The 15,008-nt window shown below is 51.9% G+C and carries 11 protein-coding genes; 7 read left to right on the plus strand and 4 right to left on the minus strand.

Annotated elements, in window-relative coordinates:
- Positions 1 to 129 precede the first annotated feature (129 nt).
- Both AC0YNW_RS03050 and ptsP read left to right on the plus strand, forming a co-directional pair.
- Positions 130 to 2,016, plus strand: a complete 1,887-nt coding sequence (locus AC0YNW_RS03050; protein WP_387474393.1) for a glucose PTS transporter subunit IIA — start codon at positions 130 to 132, stop codon at positions 2,014 to 2,016.
- Positions 2,013 to 3,755, plus strand: coding sequence for a phosphoenolpyruvate--protein phosphotransferase (gene ptsP, locus AC0YNW_RS03055; RefSeq protein WP_475830700.1), 1,743 nt, complete (start codon positions 2,013 to 2,015; stop codon positions 3,753 to 3,755). Before AC0YNW_RS03050 ends, ptsP begins: the two co-directional genes overlap by 4 nt.
- Here ptsP and AC0YNW_RS03060 read toward each other — a convergent pair.
- Entirely contained in the window at positions 3,752 to 4,282 is a 531-nt protein-coding gene (locus tag AC0YNW_RS03060) for a type 1 glutamine amidotransferase domain-containing protein (protein WP_475830701.1), read from the minus strand. The genes ptsP and AC0YNW_RS03060 overlap by 4 nt on opposite strands.
- A 66-nt stretch (positions 4,283 to 4,348) precedes the next feature.
- Between AC0YNW_RS03060 and AC0YNW_RS03065 the strand changes: the two genes are divergently transcribed.
- The 4 genes from AC0YNW_RS03065 to AC0YNW_RS03080 all read left to right on the plus strand — a co-directional run bounded on the left by AC0YNW_RS03065 (position 4,349) and on the right by AC0YNW_RS03080 (position 7,280).
- Complete coding sequence (locus AC0YNW_RS03065) at positions 4,349 to 4,777, plus strand: VanZ family protein (protein WP_387474399.1); 429 nt, start codon at positions 4,349 to 4,351, stop codon at positions 4,775 to 4,777.
- A 147-nt stretch (positions 4,778 to 4,924) separates the two neighbouring features.
- Positions 4,925 to 5,338: a hypothetical protein gene (locus tag AC0YNW_RS03070; protein WP_387474401.1), complete on the plus strand. Its 414-nt coding sequence runs from the start codon at positions 4,925 to 4,927 to the stop codon at positions 5,336 to 5,338.
- Between the two features lie 232 nt (positions 5,339 to 5,570).
- The gene (ccpA, locus tag AC0YNW_RS03075) at positions 5,571 to 6,575 is read left to right on the plus strand and encodes a catabolite control protein A (RefSeq protein ID WP_475830702.1); all 1,005 of its coding nucleotides are present in this window, start codon (positions 5,571 to 5,573) and stop codon (positions 6,573 to 6,575) included.
- 6 nt (positions 6,576 to 6,581) lie between these two features.
- The gene (locus AC0YNW_RS03080; RefSeq protein ID WP_475830703.1) at positions 6,582 to 7,280 is read left to right on the plus strand and encodes a 5'-methylthioadenosine/adenosylhomocysteine nucleosidase; all 699 of its coding nucleotides are present in this window, start codon (positions 6,582 to 6,584) and stop codon (positions 7,278 to 7,280) included.
- A gap of 555 nt (positions 7,281 to 7,835) precedes the next feature.
- Here AC0YNW_RS03080 and AC0YNW_RS03085 read toward each other — a convergent pair.
- Together AC0YNW_RS03085 and AC0YNW_RS03090 are read right to left on the minus strand one after the other, a co-directional pair.
- Positions 7,836 to 9,014, minus strand: coding sequence for an acetoin utilization protein AcuC (locus AC0YNW_RS03085; RefSeq protein ID WP_475830704.1), 1,179 nt, complete (start codon positions 9,012 to 9,014; stop codon positions 7,836 to 7,838).
- A 36-nt stretch (positions 9,015 to 9,050) separates the two neighbouring features.
- Positions 9,051 to 9,686 carry a GNAT family N-acetyltransferase gene (locus AC0YNW_RS03090; protein ID WP_475830705.1) on the minus strand — a complete coding sequence of 212 codons (636 nt, stop codon included), beginning with the start codon at positions 9,684 to 9,686 and terminating at the stop codon, positions 9,051 to 9,053.
- A 205-nt stretch (positions 9,687 to 9,891) separates the two neighbouring features.
- On the opposite strand from AC0YNW_RS03090, the gene acsA reads away from it, so the two are divergent.
- On the plus strand, positions 9,892 to 11,616 hold the full coding sequence (acsA, locus tag AC0YNW_RS03095) for an acetate--CoA ligase (protein WP_387474411.1): 1,725 nt from the start codon (positions 9,892 to 9,894) through the stop codon (positions 11,614 to 11,616).
- Positions 11,617 to 11,829: 213 nt separating this feature from the next.
- On the opposite strand, the gene AC0YNW_RS03100 is transcribed toward acsA, so the two are convergent.
- Positions 11,830 to 14,940: a transglycosylase domain-containing protein gene (locus AC0YNW_RS03100; RefSeq protein WP_475830706.1), complete on the minus strand. Its 3,111-nt coding sequence runs from the start codon at positions 14,938 to 14,940 to the stop codon at positions 11,830 to 11,832.
- Between the last annotated feature and the right edge of the window lie 68 nt (positions 14,941 to 15,008).

A 15,008-nucleotide genomic window follows, 5' to 3' on the forward strand; every position in this document is an offset into this window, starting at 1 on the left:
AACGAAGGACGGGCCGAAAGGCCCGTCTTTTTATTTTGACAAATGGGGAGCGAGAGCTTAACATCGTAATAGATGTGAATGAGACAGACTAAGCATATACATGCGATTTGACGTTTTAGGAGGTTCAGAATGACATTCATAGGGAGCTTGCAGCAATTGGGCAGAGCTTTCATGCTGCCAATGATCGTGCTGCCTGGCGCGGCTGTGTTTTTAAGCTTGAGCCAGCTGCCCTGGGATTACATAGGTTTACCCGGTATGCCTGCGCATCTTCAAGCGGCAAGCGAGATCATCTTTATGTATTTGCCGTTTATATTCGCGCTTGGCGTCGCGCTTGGTCTAACCGGCAATGCGTTAGCTGCCGGAATGGCCTCTTTGATCGGCATGATTATTTATACCGGCATTACAGGCTCTGCGGACGGGAACATTGAGCCAACGGTAATGATCGGAGCTATTATTGGGATTATATCGGGCATCAGTCATGAACGGTTCAAGGATTTAAGATTGCCGGAATATATCCAGTTTTTTGGCGGTCCGCGATTTGTTCCGCTTTTTGTCAGCTTTATCGCGTTGTTATTTTCAATTGGCATGATTAATGTAGCACCTTATCTGGAAGCCTTGCTGGTCAAGCTGGGTGATATCGTCGCATCGGGAGGCGGCTTTGGCATATTCCTTTACGGGTTTATCCACCGGATCTTAGTCGTCTTTGGCCTGCATCACTTGGTCAGCCATGTGTTCTGGTTCCAGATTGGGGGCTATGAGACAGAAGCCGGGAATATGGTGTACGGCGACTTGCCGAGGTTCTTTGCCGGCGATCCTACAGCGGGAAGCTTCATGGCCGGTTTGTATCCGACGATGATGTTTGCGCTGCCGGCCATTGCATTTGCCATTATTCATGAGGCAAGGGAAGACCTTAAGCCCAAGATTCGGAAAACGTTTCTCTATGCTGCGCTTGCTTCGTTCCTGACAGGCGTAACGGAGCCGGTTGAATTTGCTTTTCTGTTCGTAGCGCCGTATTTGTACGTTGTGCATGCGATCCTATCCGGCATTATTATGTGGGTTACCTACGAATTAGGCATCTTGCACGGCTTCTCCTTTTCGGCGGGAGCGATCGACTTTGTCATTAATGAACATCTCGCCACGCGGGGCTGGCTGCTGATTCCGATTGGTATCGTCGTAGGCATCGTCTATTATGTCTTGTTCCGCTGGGCTATTCGCCGCTTCCGCATTCCGACGCCTGGACGCGAGGAAGGCTCCCAGCTCGATGAGTGGGCTGGCGATATTCCGTATCGCGCTCCGCTCATTCTGCAAGCGATTGGCGGTAAGCAGAACATTATACAGATGGAATCCTGTATTACCCGTCTCAGGCTGAAGGTATCCAATGAGAAGGTGCTCGATATTAACGCGCTTCGCAATCTTGGCGCGGCGGGCGTCATACGACTGGGCGGAGGCCATGTCCAGGTCGTGTTCGGCACGTACTCCGAGCTGATTCGCGAGGAAATGATGAAGGCCATTCAGAGAGACCAGGCGCAAGTGTTGTTCCATTCGCCGATGCAGGGACGGATGATTCCGCTTGAGGAAGTGCCGGATCCGATCTTTGCCGGCAAGCTGGTGGGAGAAGGCGTCGCCTTCCTGCCGGACAAGGGCGAGCTTGTCTCGCCTGTAAAGGGAACAGTCATCCATATTTATCCGACGATGCATGCGATTGGGATTAAGACAGAAGAAGGTCTGGAAGTGCTGCTGCATATCGGCATCGACACGTCCAAGCTCGCCGGAAAGTCATACTTCCAGGCGGTCGTGAAGGAAGGCGACGAGGTGACGCCGGGGATGCTGCTGATCCGCTTTAATCTGCAGAAGGTGCGCAAGGAGAGCAAGTCACTTGCCACGCCAATGGTCATCACCAATTCCGATCGGGTCCGCTCATGGCGCTTTGCGCCGTTCAAAGCGGTGAAGAAAGGACAGTCTTCGGTTATGTCAGTTGTGCTTAAAGAGAGCAACGGTGGAGGGGAAACGCAATGATTCAAGGAATAGGCGCCTCGTCAGGCATCGCGATCGGAAAATCGTTCGTGCTGCCGAACTGGGAGTGGGAAGTGCCGGACCAAAAGATCGATGTAGCCGACTTCGCCCGCGAGTTTGAGCGGGTATATGAAGGCATTCGGACATCGAAGCATGAGATCGAGCAGATCAAGGATGAGCTGAGGGAGGTCGTCGGCTCGGAAGAGACGAATATATTCGACGCTCATCTCGCCATATTGGATGATCCGGTTTTCATGAATGAAATTCAGGGCATTATCCAGCGCCAGTACAAGGCGGCCGAAGTGGCGGTGAAGGAAGCGATCGATCACTTCGTCACGATGTTCGACTTGCTGGACGACGATTACATGAAGGAGAGGGCGCTTGATATTAAGGATGTCGGCAATCGCCTTCTCAAGCATCTGCTCGGCGTACCGGAGATTGCGCTGCCGGTGGACACGCAGCCCTTCATCCTTATTGCGAAGGAGCTGTCGCCTTCCCAGCTCGCCCATATTAACCCGGATCATGTGCTTGGCATTGTGACGCTGGCAGGCAGCACGACCTCGCATTCGTCGATCATGGCCAGAGCGCTGGGCGTTCCGCTCGTGGTAGGCGTGGAACAAGGATTGACAGAACCGATTATGACTGGTCAGACCATTGTCATTGACGGCAGCGACGGCACAGTCTATATCGATCCCGTAGAGGCTGTCATCGAACGCTATAATCAACTGCATGACACGCAGAAGGAAGAGAAGAAGAAGCTTCAGCATTTCGCCACGCGTCATTCGGTGACACCCGATGGCAAAGCTTTGCGTCTGGAGGCGAATATCAGCTCCATCAAGGAACTGGAGATTGCACTGTCGAGCGGTGCGAATGGCGTAGGGCTATTCCGAACCGAGTTTCTATATATGGACCGCAATCGTTTTCCACGGGAAGAGGAGCAGTTCGAGGTGTACCGCAGCGTCGCTGAGAAGCTGGACGGAGATCCGCTTGTTATTCGAACGCTGGATGTAGGCGGAGACAAGCAGCTGGATTATTTTGAGCTGCCAGAGGAAGACAACCCGTTCTTGGGCTACCGCGCCATTCGCATTTCGCTTGACCGCACCGATCTCTTCAAGACGCAGCTTCGTGCGATCCTTCGCGCAAGCGTATACGGGCAGGTGAAGCTGATGTATCCGCTAATCTCGTCGGTAGACGAAGTGCGCAGCGCCAATCGGATATTGAACGAAGCAAAGATGGAGCTGGAGCAGGAAGGTATTCCTTATGACAAAGGGATGAAGGTCGGCATTATGATCGAAGTGCCTGCGGCCGTCATGATCGCGGATTTGCTGGCGCAGGAGGTCGATTTCTTCAGCATCGGGACCAATGATCTCGTGCAATTCACGCTTGCGGTAGATCGCATGAATGAAGAAATCTCCCATCTGTATGAGCCTTTTCATCCGGCGCTGCTGCGGATGCTGAAGCTGACGGTGGATGCTGCGAAGCGATCCGGTATTACGGTAGGCGTATGCGGCGAGTTGGCCGGGGACATGCGAGCCCTGCCGATCTGGCTGAGTCTGGATGTCGATGAGCTGAGCATGTCGGCCCATTCGATCTTGCATGTGAAGGAGCGGCTTCTCGGGACGAAGCAGGAGGAGAGCAAAGGATTACTGGATCAGCTGCAGCTGTGCCGCACGAGCTCGGAAGTTATCGCTATGCTGGAGGCTTTCAAGCGCGAGCCGAAAGAAAAAACAGCGAATGGTTAACCCATTCGCTGTTCCAATGCGTCCACGAACGCTTTCGCATAAGGCGGAAGGTCCGGCGGACGGCGCGCGGAGATGAGATTGCCGTCGACGACCACCGGCTCATCATGCCAGGTCGCACCTGCATTCTCCATATCGTCACGTATGCCGGGAGTGGACGTCACCCGGCGGCCCTCCAGGATTTTGGCGGAGATGAGCACCCAGCCGGCATGGCAGATTTGCCCGATCGGCTTGTTCGCCGCATTCAGCTCCTGAACGAGCGACAACACTTTAGGATATCGTCTCAGCTTGTCCGGCGCCCAGCCGCCCGGCACGAGAAGACCAATGATTTCCTCGCTGTTCACTTCGTCAAATGCCAGATCGGCAACGGCCGGTACGCCGTATTTGCCAATATGGGTTTTTCCCTTCTCTGGACCGGCATATAAGACGGTAGCTCCGGCTTCGCGTACGCGGTAGACGGGATACCATAGCTCCAAATCCTCGAATTCATCGTCTAGCAGGCAGATCACCGTTTGGTTCTGCAAGGACATGAGATCCCCTCCCTCTCCATGAAATGGTTACATTCATATTGTAGCGAAGGAGTATATATGAATCAAATGAGTTATAAAAAAAAGCTATTGTCAGGGCGCCGGCTTATCCGGTTCATACCCGCCGTGCTTTGGATGGCTGTCATATTTACGCTGTCGTCCCGAACGGGTGATCAAGTGGGAACGGTGCTGCCGTTTTTTCAGAAGCTATTTCCCAATATGACGGATTTTAATTGGGGACATTTTGTCAGTTATTTTATTCTTGCAGCCACTTTTGATTATGGCTTTGGCGTACGCTCAGATAAGCTGTTGATGAAGATTGCCATTGTGCTGTTATGCGGCTTGTATGGTGTGACCGACGAGTACCATCAGTTGTTTGTAGATGGAAGAATGATGGATATCATGGATGTGCGCAATGATATGATCGGGGCAGCCATTTGGACGATTTTGGTGTCGATTCCGGTCATTCGCCGAATGTGGCGGCGCATTGCGGCTTGACCGCCTTTCATGACTTTTAGTAGTAAAAATTACATAGCCGTATAAGCAGGAGTTTTGCCAAAAAAGGTCGAATATTTTACTCACTCTCAGTAGGAATACGATTAGGTAAGATAGCGGTTCTGCCGCTATGAGAAGGAGCTGACCATCTTGCGTAAGACATGCCATTGCGGTGAGACGATGACGATGAAGCTGCGCACCGTCATCTATTCAGGAAAGGTTGAGATCGACAATGTGCCGATCTTCTCTTGCACGACCTGCAGCAGAAGCGAAGTGATTCCGGAGGTAAAGCCGGATTTGACCGGATTGATTGCCCAGCTCGGGGCTGAGCCAAATAAAGGCACGTTCCTGTTTAACGAATGCAATGAATGGGCAGATTTGTTAGTGGAAGCCAAAGCGAACAAGCAGCAGCCAGAGTTGCATGAAGTTGAGGCGCTGATCGAGCAGCGGGTGAATATGCTTCTTGATCTGCACTTGCTGGCACAGTCGCTCGAGGATGAGGCGTGGATTGCCGACATCAATAAGCGGCTTCAGCAAATAAGCAGAAGAAGGCTTCATACATAACGTCCTGCGCTCTATAGCGAATTATTTCGCTTGTACGGCTCTGATAATAAGGCTTCCGTGACGGCATGTCCTTCATGCGTTTATTGACGCGGCGGGACATGGGCCTCAACATTCGCACATTCGGATGGCGCCCGCTCTGGCGTACATTGCGAAAAGTAATATTTTGTCGTATCATTACTCTAATATGTGGCGTACGAAAAAATAAAATTCTGAGCAAATGGAGAGAGAATCCGTGACGGTAACCATTTATGATGTAGCAAGAGAAGCAGGTGTGTCGATGGCTACGGTATCCCGGGTCGTGAACAATAACCCGAACGTTAAGCCAGCGACGAGAAAGAAAGTGTACGAAGCCATTGAACGTCTGGGCTATCGACCAAATGCGGTAGCTCGCGGACTTGCGAGCAAAAAAACAACGACGGTAGGCGTAGTCATACCGGATATTTCCAATGCGATTTTTGCCGAAGTGGCACGCGGAATCGAAGATATCGCGAATATGTATCATTATAATATTATTTTGTGCAACGCAGACAAGAAGAAGGATAAAGAAATCCGCGTAATCAATACGCTTCTGGAGAAGCAAGTCGACGGCCTGTTGTTCATGGGCGGCGCAGTTACGGATGACCACTTGCAAGCGTTCAAGACAGCGAACGTTCCAATTGTGCTGTGCGCGACAAGTGACGACAACAACCAAATTCCTTCCGTGGACATCAACCATGAAGAGGCGGCTTATGATGCTGTCATGAAATTGGTATCCCAGGGACATAAGCGCATTGCCATGATTAGCGGCACGCTGCAGGACCCTTCGAATGGCTATGCGAGATTTCAAGGCTACAAGCGCGCGCTGGAGGAATCGGGCATTACATACGATGATACTTTGGTTCGCATCGGCAATTACCGGTATGAGTCCGGCGCCGAGGCGATGAAATATTTTATCGATCTGGCGGAACGCCCGACAGCCGTATTCTCCGCTACGGACGAAATGGCGATTGGCGCGATTCATTGCATTCAAGATTCCGGCTTGCAGGTGCCTGCGGATATTTCCATTATCAGCGTAGACAACAGCCGCATGGCGTCCATGGTTCGTCCGCAGCTTACTGCTGTCGCTCAGCCGATGTATGATATCGGGGCGGTATCCATGCGTCTGCTTACGAAGCTTATGAAGAAGGAAAATGTCGAACAATCCAAGGTTACACTGCCGCATGAGATTGTAAATCGTCAATCGGTAGGGGGAATATAATAAACAATGGCTATATCGAAAATCGGCATCATCGGCGCAATGGCGGAGGAGATCGAGCTTCTTCACCAGCATGTCGCCGTCGCTTCGGAATTTACGAAAGCGGGCATCACGTATTATGAAGGCACCCTGCACGGAAAGCAGGTTATCTATTGCAAGTCGGGCGTTGGCAAAGTGAATGCCGCGGTTTGTACTCAAATTTTGCTGGATGCGGGCGCAGAATGCGTTCTGTTCACGGGCGTGGCGGGAGCGCTGGACCCTAAGCTGGATATCGGCGATATCGTCGTATCGGAGAGCTGCATTCAGCATGACATGGATTGTTCGCCGCTGGGCTTTGCCAAAGGCGTCATTCCGTTCCATCCGCGCTCTGAATTCGCAGCGGACAAGCAGCTTGTCGAGCTAGCGTATGCAGCAAGCGAGAAGCTGTTCCCGGGACGCAGCCTGAAGGGCAAAGTTCTGTCCGGCGACCAATTTATCGCCAGCCGCGAAGCGGTGGAGGCGCTGCATCAGACGATGCAAGGCGCTTGCGCCGAGATGGAAGGGGCCTCCGTCGCTCAAGTATGCGACATGCACGGCGTTCCTTATGTTGTGATCCGCTCCATGTCGGACAAGGCTGACGGCTCCGCACATGTCAACTTTGCGGAATTCACGGGGAAAGCCTCGACGAATTCACATCAGATCATCGACGAGATGGTCAAACATATCTAAGCACTTATAGGGCCGCTACGCCATCGCAAACGATGGTGGAGCGGCTTTTTTATGCGGTTGATTGAGCCGGGCTGAGAAAAGGCTTGACCAAAATACATTGGAATAAATTAAATTTAATTAGCGATGCAAGGTATCGCTATGCTCACTTAATGCTTCAACAGGCAAATTAGCGTTGCAGGGCATCACTAAATTCACAAAACACGACAAATCGGCCGAATAGCGTTGCAAGGCACCGCTAAATTCACATAACTCATCAAATCGGCTAAATAACGTTGCGAGGCACACTAAATCCACAAACCCCCTCAAAACGGCAAAACAACGTTTCGTAGCACCAATACATTCACAGACGCGACAAATTATCATGCTCCCGATTAGAAGCACCGCTAGTTTCTTATCGCACCAACCAGCTATTGTTATACTCCTTACTCGCACCCTTACTGCAAAATAGCTATCAGCCAGACGCTGTGCGCTGGCTGATAGCTATTCGGGTTGCTTACCGTTATAGAGCAAATGACGTTCCTATGATACCTACATTCACATAATTCCTATAACATGTTATAAATCCTGTATCACAATCGACTGTGTATTGCGGTTCTGCTCGTTAATGATGTCGCGGCGCGGGATCGGCGGGATGGCGGAGCTGTCGTCCTGCCAGTCGTCTGGCAGCGGGACGGGACTTTTATCCCTCCAGCGCTCCAGCCAGGGAGCCGGCAGCGCCTTTACTTCATGCGCCCGGATGGCTGCGGCCAGCGGATGATCCGTCATCTCCAGCCATACTTGGGCCCATGCCCGTGGAACGACGCGCCATATATCGTAGCCGCCACCGCCTAGTGCGACCCAGCGGCCTTCTGTATACGTGTGTGCCAATTCATGCAGAATAGCGGGAATCTCCTGATAGATGCGCATGCTGCAGTGGATATGCGACAGCGGGTCGTACGCATGGGCGTCACAGCCGTGCTGGCTTAGAATCACATCAGGCTTGAATGCCTCAATCACCTTTCGGATCGTCACATTAAAGCTTTCCAGCCACGATTCATCTTCGGTGAACGGCTCCAGCGGCACATTAAAACATGTGCCAAAGCCTTTGTCTACACCTTTCTCGTACGCATATCCGGTACCGGGAAACAGGTATTTGCCGGTCTCGTGAATCGAATACGTACACACATCGGGATCATCGTAGAAAGACCACTGGACGCCGTCTCCATGATGGACATCCGTATCGATGTAGAGAACGCGGGCGTTATACTTGTTGCGAATATGCGTGATGGCAATCGCAGCGTCATTGTACACACAGAAGCCCGAGGCGCGGTCTGGGAACGCGTGATGCAATCCTCCGGCAAGATGGAAGGCGTGCAAGGTGCGACCGCTCATAACGGCTTCTGCGGCTTCTACAGAGCCTGTTACGATCGCGCAGGCCGCTTTGTGCAGTCCGGGAAAAAAAGGCGTGTCCTCCGTTTGCAGTCCGAATTGCTCGGCAAGCACCGCTTTGCTGCGGGGATCATCTTCCGTATCCAACATTTTGACGGCTTGCACATAATCGTGGCGGTGCACGAGCTTAAGCATATTATCATCAATTAGATAATCAGGCCGTATGATCTGTTCGTTCGTAAGCGCTTGCGTTTCCTTCAGCAGATCGATCGTTAACGCTTGACGGATCGGATCGAAGGGATGGTCATCATGAAATTTATAGCCGGATGAATCGGGATGATGAATGAATACAGCGTTTGATACCATTCTGAGCTCATTTCCTTTCCCTGCAAAATGTACGGCTTAATACATGAATCGATTGCGAAACCGGACTCGGTCGAACTTCTCGATGGAGCTGAGCGGCACTTCTTTGCCGATACGGACCATGAGGCAGTTCGCGGGATGCGAGCAAATCTCCGGATCATCGGTGGCATACCAGATCATGTCTGCTGATTTCATTAAGTTTTCCATCATGGTGCGGTAATCCCATACGTTCAGGCCTGTGCCCTCGAGATCCCAGTGCCAGTAATATTCCGTTGTGTATACAATCATATTTTCCAGCTGTTCCTCGGCAAAAGCCATGTTGATCAGACGCTTGCCCAGCCCGTAGGACCGGTAATCATTGGCGACCTCAATCGCCCCAAGCTCGACCAGATCTTCCATGCCGCCTTCGGACCAGCGCTCGAGCTCATCCGGGTAGTGGAACGTTACATATCCGACAATCAAGTCGCCCTCGCGGGCCAAAATAATACGCCCTTCCTCCAATCCGGCAATTTCCACGAGCGCTTCATGCTGGTCCTTCGGTCTGCGGAAGGCATCCAGCGACTGATGCATCGTGTATGTGGCCAGGCGATCGGGAGGGATAGGCCCCTCAATAATCAGCTCGTGGTTGTCACGGGTCGTAATCATGTCTCTCTGCAGCCGCTTTCGGTGCTCCATTCAGTGGTCCCCTTTCATTTCAACTGTCGCGAGAAAACTGATTATTTCTTCCTCCAAATTGATTATTTCCTACTATTGTTTATAACAAACAATCAAGAAAATGAAAAGCGTAGTCGAAAGGAAAGGTGTTGTGGTATAATGATAGAGGATTTTTGAAAGCGCATACCTATACAATGTTTTACAGATTTGATGGGAGAGTGATAGAATGATCAACTTGCATCAAGAGCGTGTACCGGCAACAGCGACGAACCCGAATTTGAAAAATTACGAAGAAGCGGCAGCAACCTTCCAATGGGAGCAAATCGAGAAGCAGTTCAGCTGGCATGAGACGGGAAAGGTGAACATGGCTTATGAAGCGATTGATCGCCATCTCGAGCTTGGTAGAGGCAATAAAGTAGCGCTTTACTACAGCGACAGCGAACGCGATGAATCGTATACATTCGAGCAGCTGAGCAAACAGTCCAACCGTTTCGCCAATCTCCTTCGCAAGCTTGGAGTCGGCAAGGGAGAGCGCGTCTTCATCTTCATGCCGCGTACGCCTGAACTGTATTTCAGCGTTCTGGGGACCCTGAAGGTTGGCGGGGTAGTAGGACCGTTGTTCGAAGCCTTTATGGAGACGGCGGTCAAGGATCGGCTGCAGGACAGCGAAGCGGTCGCAATCGTGACGACGCCTGCGCTTCTTCATCGCATTAAGCGAGATGAGCTGCCTGGTCTGAAGCATATTATCGTCTACGGTGACGATATCCCTGCTGAAGAAGGAATTGTAAACTTCAAAGAAGAGATCAGCAAGATGTCTGACGAAGCCGAGATTGAATGGCTGGATCGTGAAGACGGGCTGATTCTGCATTATACATCCGGATCGACGGGCAAGCCAAAAGGCGTGTTCCACGTGCAAAACGCGATGGTCCAACACAAATATACAGGTCAAGTTGTTCTGGATCTGAAGGACGACGACATCTACTGGTGTACGGCTGACCCGGGTTGGGTAACGGGTACGTCTTACGGTATATTCGCTCCATGGCTGAATGGCGCGACGAATGTCATTCGCGGCGGACGCTTCAGCCCTAGCGACTGGTACAGTGTTATTCAGAAATATAAAGTTACCGTATGGTACAGCGCACCAACGGCATTCCGTATGTTGATGGGAGCGGGCGACGATCTGTCGAAGCAATTCGACTTGTCCAGCCTGCGCCATGTGCTCAGCGTTGGCGAGCCGCTGAACCCTGAGGTTGTGCGTTGGGGCATGAAGGTCTACAATCAGCGTATTCATGATACATGGTGGATGACAGAGACTGGCGGACAGTTGATCTGCAACTATCCGAGCATGGACATTAAGCCGGGATCCATGGGCAAGCCGCTGCCTGGCGTTCAAGCGGCGATTATCGACGACAGCGGCAATGAAGTTCCGCCGTACCGCATGGGCAATCTGGCTGTGCGCGTGCCTTGGCCGTCCATGATGCGCAAGATTTATAACAACCCATCGAAGTACGAAGAGTATTTCCGCCTCGAGGGCTGGTATGTATCCGGCGACTCCGCTTATATGGACGAGGATGGTTACTTCTGGTTCCAAGGCCGTATCGACGATGTCATTAACACGGCAGGCGAGCGCGTAGGTCCGTTCGAGGTCGAGAGCAAGCTTGTTGAGCATCCGGCGGTTGCGGAAGCTGGCGTTATCGGCAAGCCTGATCCGATGCGCGGCGAGATTATTAAAGCGTTTATCGCACTTCGTGAAGGCTTCGAGCCAACAGAAGAGCTGAAGAAGGAAATTTCCCAGTTCGTGAAGGTAGGCCTCTCCGCACATGCTGCGCCAAGAGAGATCGAATTCAAGGATAAGCTGCCGAAGACGCGCAGCGGCAAGATTATGAGAAGGGTACTGAAGGCATGGGAGCTTAACCTGCCGACTGGCGACCTCTCCACAATCGAGGATTAATAAGCAATTCATATTGAAGCCTCTAGGTCTATTCGCAGACCTAGAGGCTTCTTCTTTATTTGTTCACATACCGTCAGCCGAAACATAGCAGGGAAGAAAGAAGAGAAGAATAGAAGAGGGCAGTCATCAAAAAACGCCAAACCTAAAAGCAGCACCCCCGGAAGGAGGCGCTGCTTTGTTGACATATGCTAGGGGTACGATACCGCCGATGTGTTATTGCCCAACCGTTACTCTTGCTGATGGCGACGATACGCCCGAGCTATTCTCAGCCGTGATCTGATAGCTGCCGCTGGACAGAGGCGCCAAATGCTCGAAGCTGGTCTGAGAAGTGGTTCCCAGCTTGACGTAATTGCCGTCGCTGCCGGCACTGTAATAGATATGGTAGAGCGTAACTTGATCCGACACCGGGTTGGAAGCCCAGCTCAGCAGGATGCTGAGATCGGAGCTCTCCGCCGTTAATCCGGTAGGTGCGGAAGGCGCTGTGCCTGTCTCGCTGCCGTTATTGCCGTTGTTTCCATTATTGCTGCCATTATTCTCGCCGCCAGGTATACCCGGTACCCCCGGAATTTCAGGCAATTCCGGCAAGATGGAGCCATAATTCAGAATGGCGCTTGGAGCGGATTCCTTGCCAACGACATCGACGGCTACGACATAATACGTTGCCGCTTCTTTGTCCGAAGCCTTAAAGCTGAACTTGGTTTCGTCTCCAAGAAGGATGGATGTACCGAATTTCGCATAATCGCTTTGATTCGTTGAGCGGTACAGCCTGTAGCCGACTACGTCAGGCGACTTGCTGGCCGAGAATGTGATTGTAATGTCTCCTGCGCCCGAAGAGCTAAGCTTCGCATCGCCCGGCGTCTGTGGCGCAGCGCCGTCATCTGCACGCGGATCGGTCTTGGAAGGCGCGTCATTCTGTGCGTCCATAGGGACATAGACCTCAAGCGGCCTTCTGTTTTTGGCTGGCAGCTTGGATTGCGCTTCCTTGATTTCGTCCATCAGCACATCAAGCGGCTTCTTGCGCTTGATAACGACTTTTTCCTTCAGCATGTCGTCAGGCGTTAGCTCGTTAGGGACATAGTTAATTCCTTCATACGTAATGTATTTCATGCTGACGAGCGCATCGTCTGCTTTCTTCGGCAAATATTGTTTGTTGAACCAATCAGTTACGAGCAATCCCGCTGACTTGGTCAATCCCGTCGGCAACAGGCCGCTTGCCTTGGATACGGTCGCTTTCACGACGCCATCCGGCTTCGCGAAGCTGTCTGTTACGAATAGCTCCGGCTTCTGTTCCGTCAGCCTATTCATAATAAGCGTCCAGATGGAGCGGGCGCGGGTCTGGCCGTTGTTGGAGAGGGAATTAATCTGCTCCTCATAACCCGCCCATACACCAAGCGTGACGTCAGGCGTGAAGCCCATGAACCATACGTCGCCATAGCTTTGGGTGGAGCCGGTTTTGCCGGCTACCGGAATCTTGCCGTATTGCTTGAATTGCTTGGATACCTGATGGCCGGAGCCGGAAGGATCGGATATAACCGTCTTCAGCATGTCAGTCATAAGGAAGGCCGTTTGCTCCGAGAAGACACGTTTCGGCTGTTCTTTGTGCTCAAAGATCATTTTGCCGTTCGCATCCGTAATTTTTTCAATCATGTAAGCGTCCTGGAAGACGCCCTGATTCGGGATAGAGCCGTAAGCGTTCGTCAACTCTTCCACAGAGACGCCAATGCGCAGACCGCCGATAACGCCCGTCTGGGAATAAGCATCCTCAGGCTGCAGCGTAGTAATGCCAAGCGATCTTACAAATTCCCATGCTTTTTCAATCGTGACATCTTCGTTAAAAATCTTAAGCGCTGGAAGGTTAAGCGAGCGGTTAAGCGCATCGCGTGCCGTCACAAGTCCTCTGAACTTGTTCGTTACGTTCATCGGGATATGGAAGCCCTTCTGGCCGTCCTTCATTACGATCGGCGCATCGTCGATAATGCTTGCCGGCTGAATGATGCCTGCGTCAATCGCGGGCAAATAAGCGGCTAGCGTCTTCATCGTGGAGCCCGGCTGACGAATCATTTGCGTCGCAAAGTTCATCTGCTCCTCGTAGAAGTCGCGACCCTCCAGCATCCCGATAATGGCGCCTGTTTTGTGATCCAGCATGACGCCTGCGATCTGCTCGATGCCTTTCTTCTCGCTGTATGGCGTGAAGTTGTCTTCATTGCTGGCAATCTCGCGCATAATGGTATAGACATCTTTATCGATCGTCGTGTAGACGTGATAGCCGCCGCGCAGCAGCTGCTCCCGCGCTTCCTCGATCAGACCGGCGTTCTCCTTCTTGCGAAGGTCGGCTTTGGTCAGCGTCGGATCGCTCTGCATAAGCAGTACTTCCGCCGCTTGACGCTCTGCTTCAAGCATCAGGTACGGATAGGTTGTATACGCCTTTTCGCTTGGCGGAGCGACAGAAGAGCGGATATCGAATTTGAGCGCTTCTTCATACTGCTGCTGATTCAGCCTTCCAGTTTCCATCATACGCTTCAGAACGAGCTGCTGGCGCTTCACGGCACGCTCGAATCCGGCTTCATTGAACTTGCCTGAGCCGGTGAAGGCGGTGTAGAGTGAAGGCAGCTGCGGTAGGCCTGCCAGGTAAGCGGATTGGGCCGTATTAAGCTTGGACAGGTCGGTAATGCCGAATATGCCCTTGGCTGCGGCTTTGATGCCGAATACTTGATAACCATTGGATCCATTGCCGAACGGCATTTTGTTCAGATAAGCTGCCAGAATTTCTTTTTTCGTCAGATAACGCTCCATGCGCAGCGACAGGAAGATCTCCTTGATTTTGCGGCTGTCGGTCTTATCCAGGCTAAGGAACACCCGGCGCGCAAGCTGCTGTGTCAGCGTACTGCCGCCGGTTTGCGTATCTTCATTAAAGAGCTTCTGTTTGACCGCGCGGCCGAGGCCGTTAATATCAACGCCGTCATGCTCGAAGAAGTTGTTGTCTTCTGTAGACAGCAGGGCGTCAATGACGGATTGCGGAATTTCGTCGTATGTAATGACGATCCGGTCCTCGTCGGTCCGCAGCTGTCCCACCAGGGAGTCATCGTTGAAGTATACATAGCCGGTCATGGAATATTCGCCAACCTTATCCTGGATGACGCTTTGCGGCCTGATTTCTTCATCCTTAACCAGAGCGGCCACGTAGCCTGTCATGACGCCGCCTGCCAGCAAGCCAAAAATTATGCCAAAATAAACAATCCATTTTACAGTAATGAATGATACCAATCCGAATAATCGCCATCTGCTGTAAGGTGCCTTCGGCGATGGTTGACGATCTTCTTGCATGCTTATAACTCCTCCTCCAAAATAGCATTACCATTATAGCACAAAACCCATTATGGTACATGCCTCGT

This window comes from Paenibacillus sp. J31R120 (assembly GCF_056269225.1).

What these genes read in the sequence shown, in the direction of transcription:
- AC0YNW_RS03060 (WP_475830701.1), bottom strand. Translation starts at nt 4,282, where the DNA reads ATGTCCTTGCAGAACCAAACGGTGATCTGCCTGCTAGACGATGAATTC.
- AC0YNW_RS03065 (WP_387474399.1), top strand. Translation starts at nt 4,349, where the DNA reads ATGAGTTATAAAAAAAAGCTATTGTCAGGGCGCCGGCTTATCCGGTTC.
- AC0YNW_RS03100 (WP_475830706.1), bottom strand. Translation starts at nt 14,940, where the DNA reads ATGCAAGAAGATCGTCAACCATCGCCGAAGGCACCTTACAGCAGATGG.
- AC0YNW_RS03050 (WP_387474393.1), top strand. Translation starts at nt 130, where the DNA reads ATGACATTCATAGGGAGCTTGCAGCAATTGGGCAGAGCTTTCATGCTG.
- acsA (WP_387474411.1), top strand. Translation starts at nt 9,892, where the DNA reads ATGATCAACTTGCATCAAGAGCGTGTACCGGCAACAGCGACGAACCCG.
- AC0YNW_RS03080 (WP_475830703.1), top strand. Translation starts at nt 6,582, where the DNA reads ATGGCTATATCGAAAATCGGCATCATCGGCGCAATGGCGGAGGAGATC.
- ptsP (WP_475830700.1), top strand. Translation starts at nt 2,013, where the DNA reads ATGATTCAAGGAATAGGCGCCTCGTCAGGCATCGCGATCGGAAAATCG.
- AC0YNW_RS03090 (WP_475830705.1), bottom strand. Translation starts at nt 9,686, where the DNA reads ATGGAGCACCGAAAGCGGCTGCAGAGAGACATGATTACGACCCGTGAC.
- AC0YNW_RS03085 (WP_475830704.1), bottom strand. Translation starts at nt 9,014, where the DNA reads ATGGTATCAAACGCTGTATTCATTCATCATCCCGATTCATCCGGCTAT.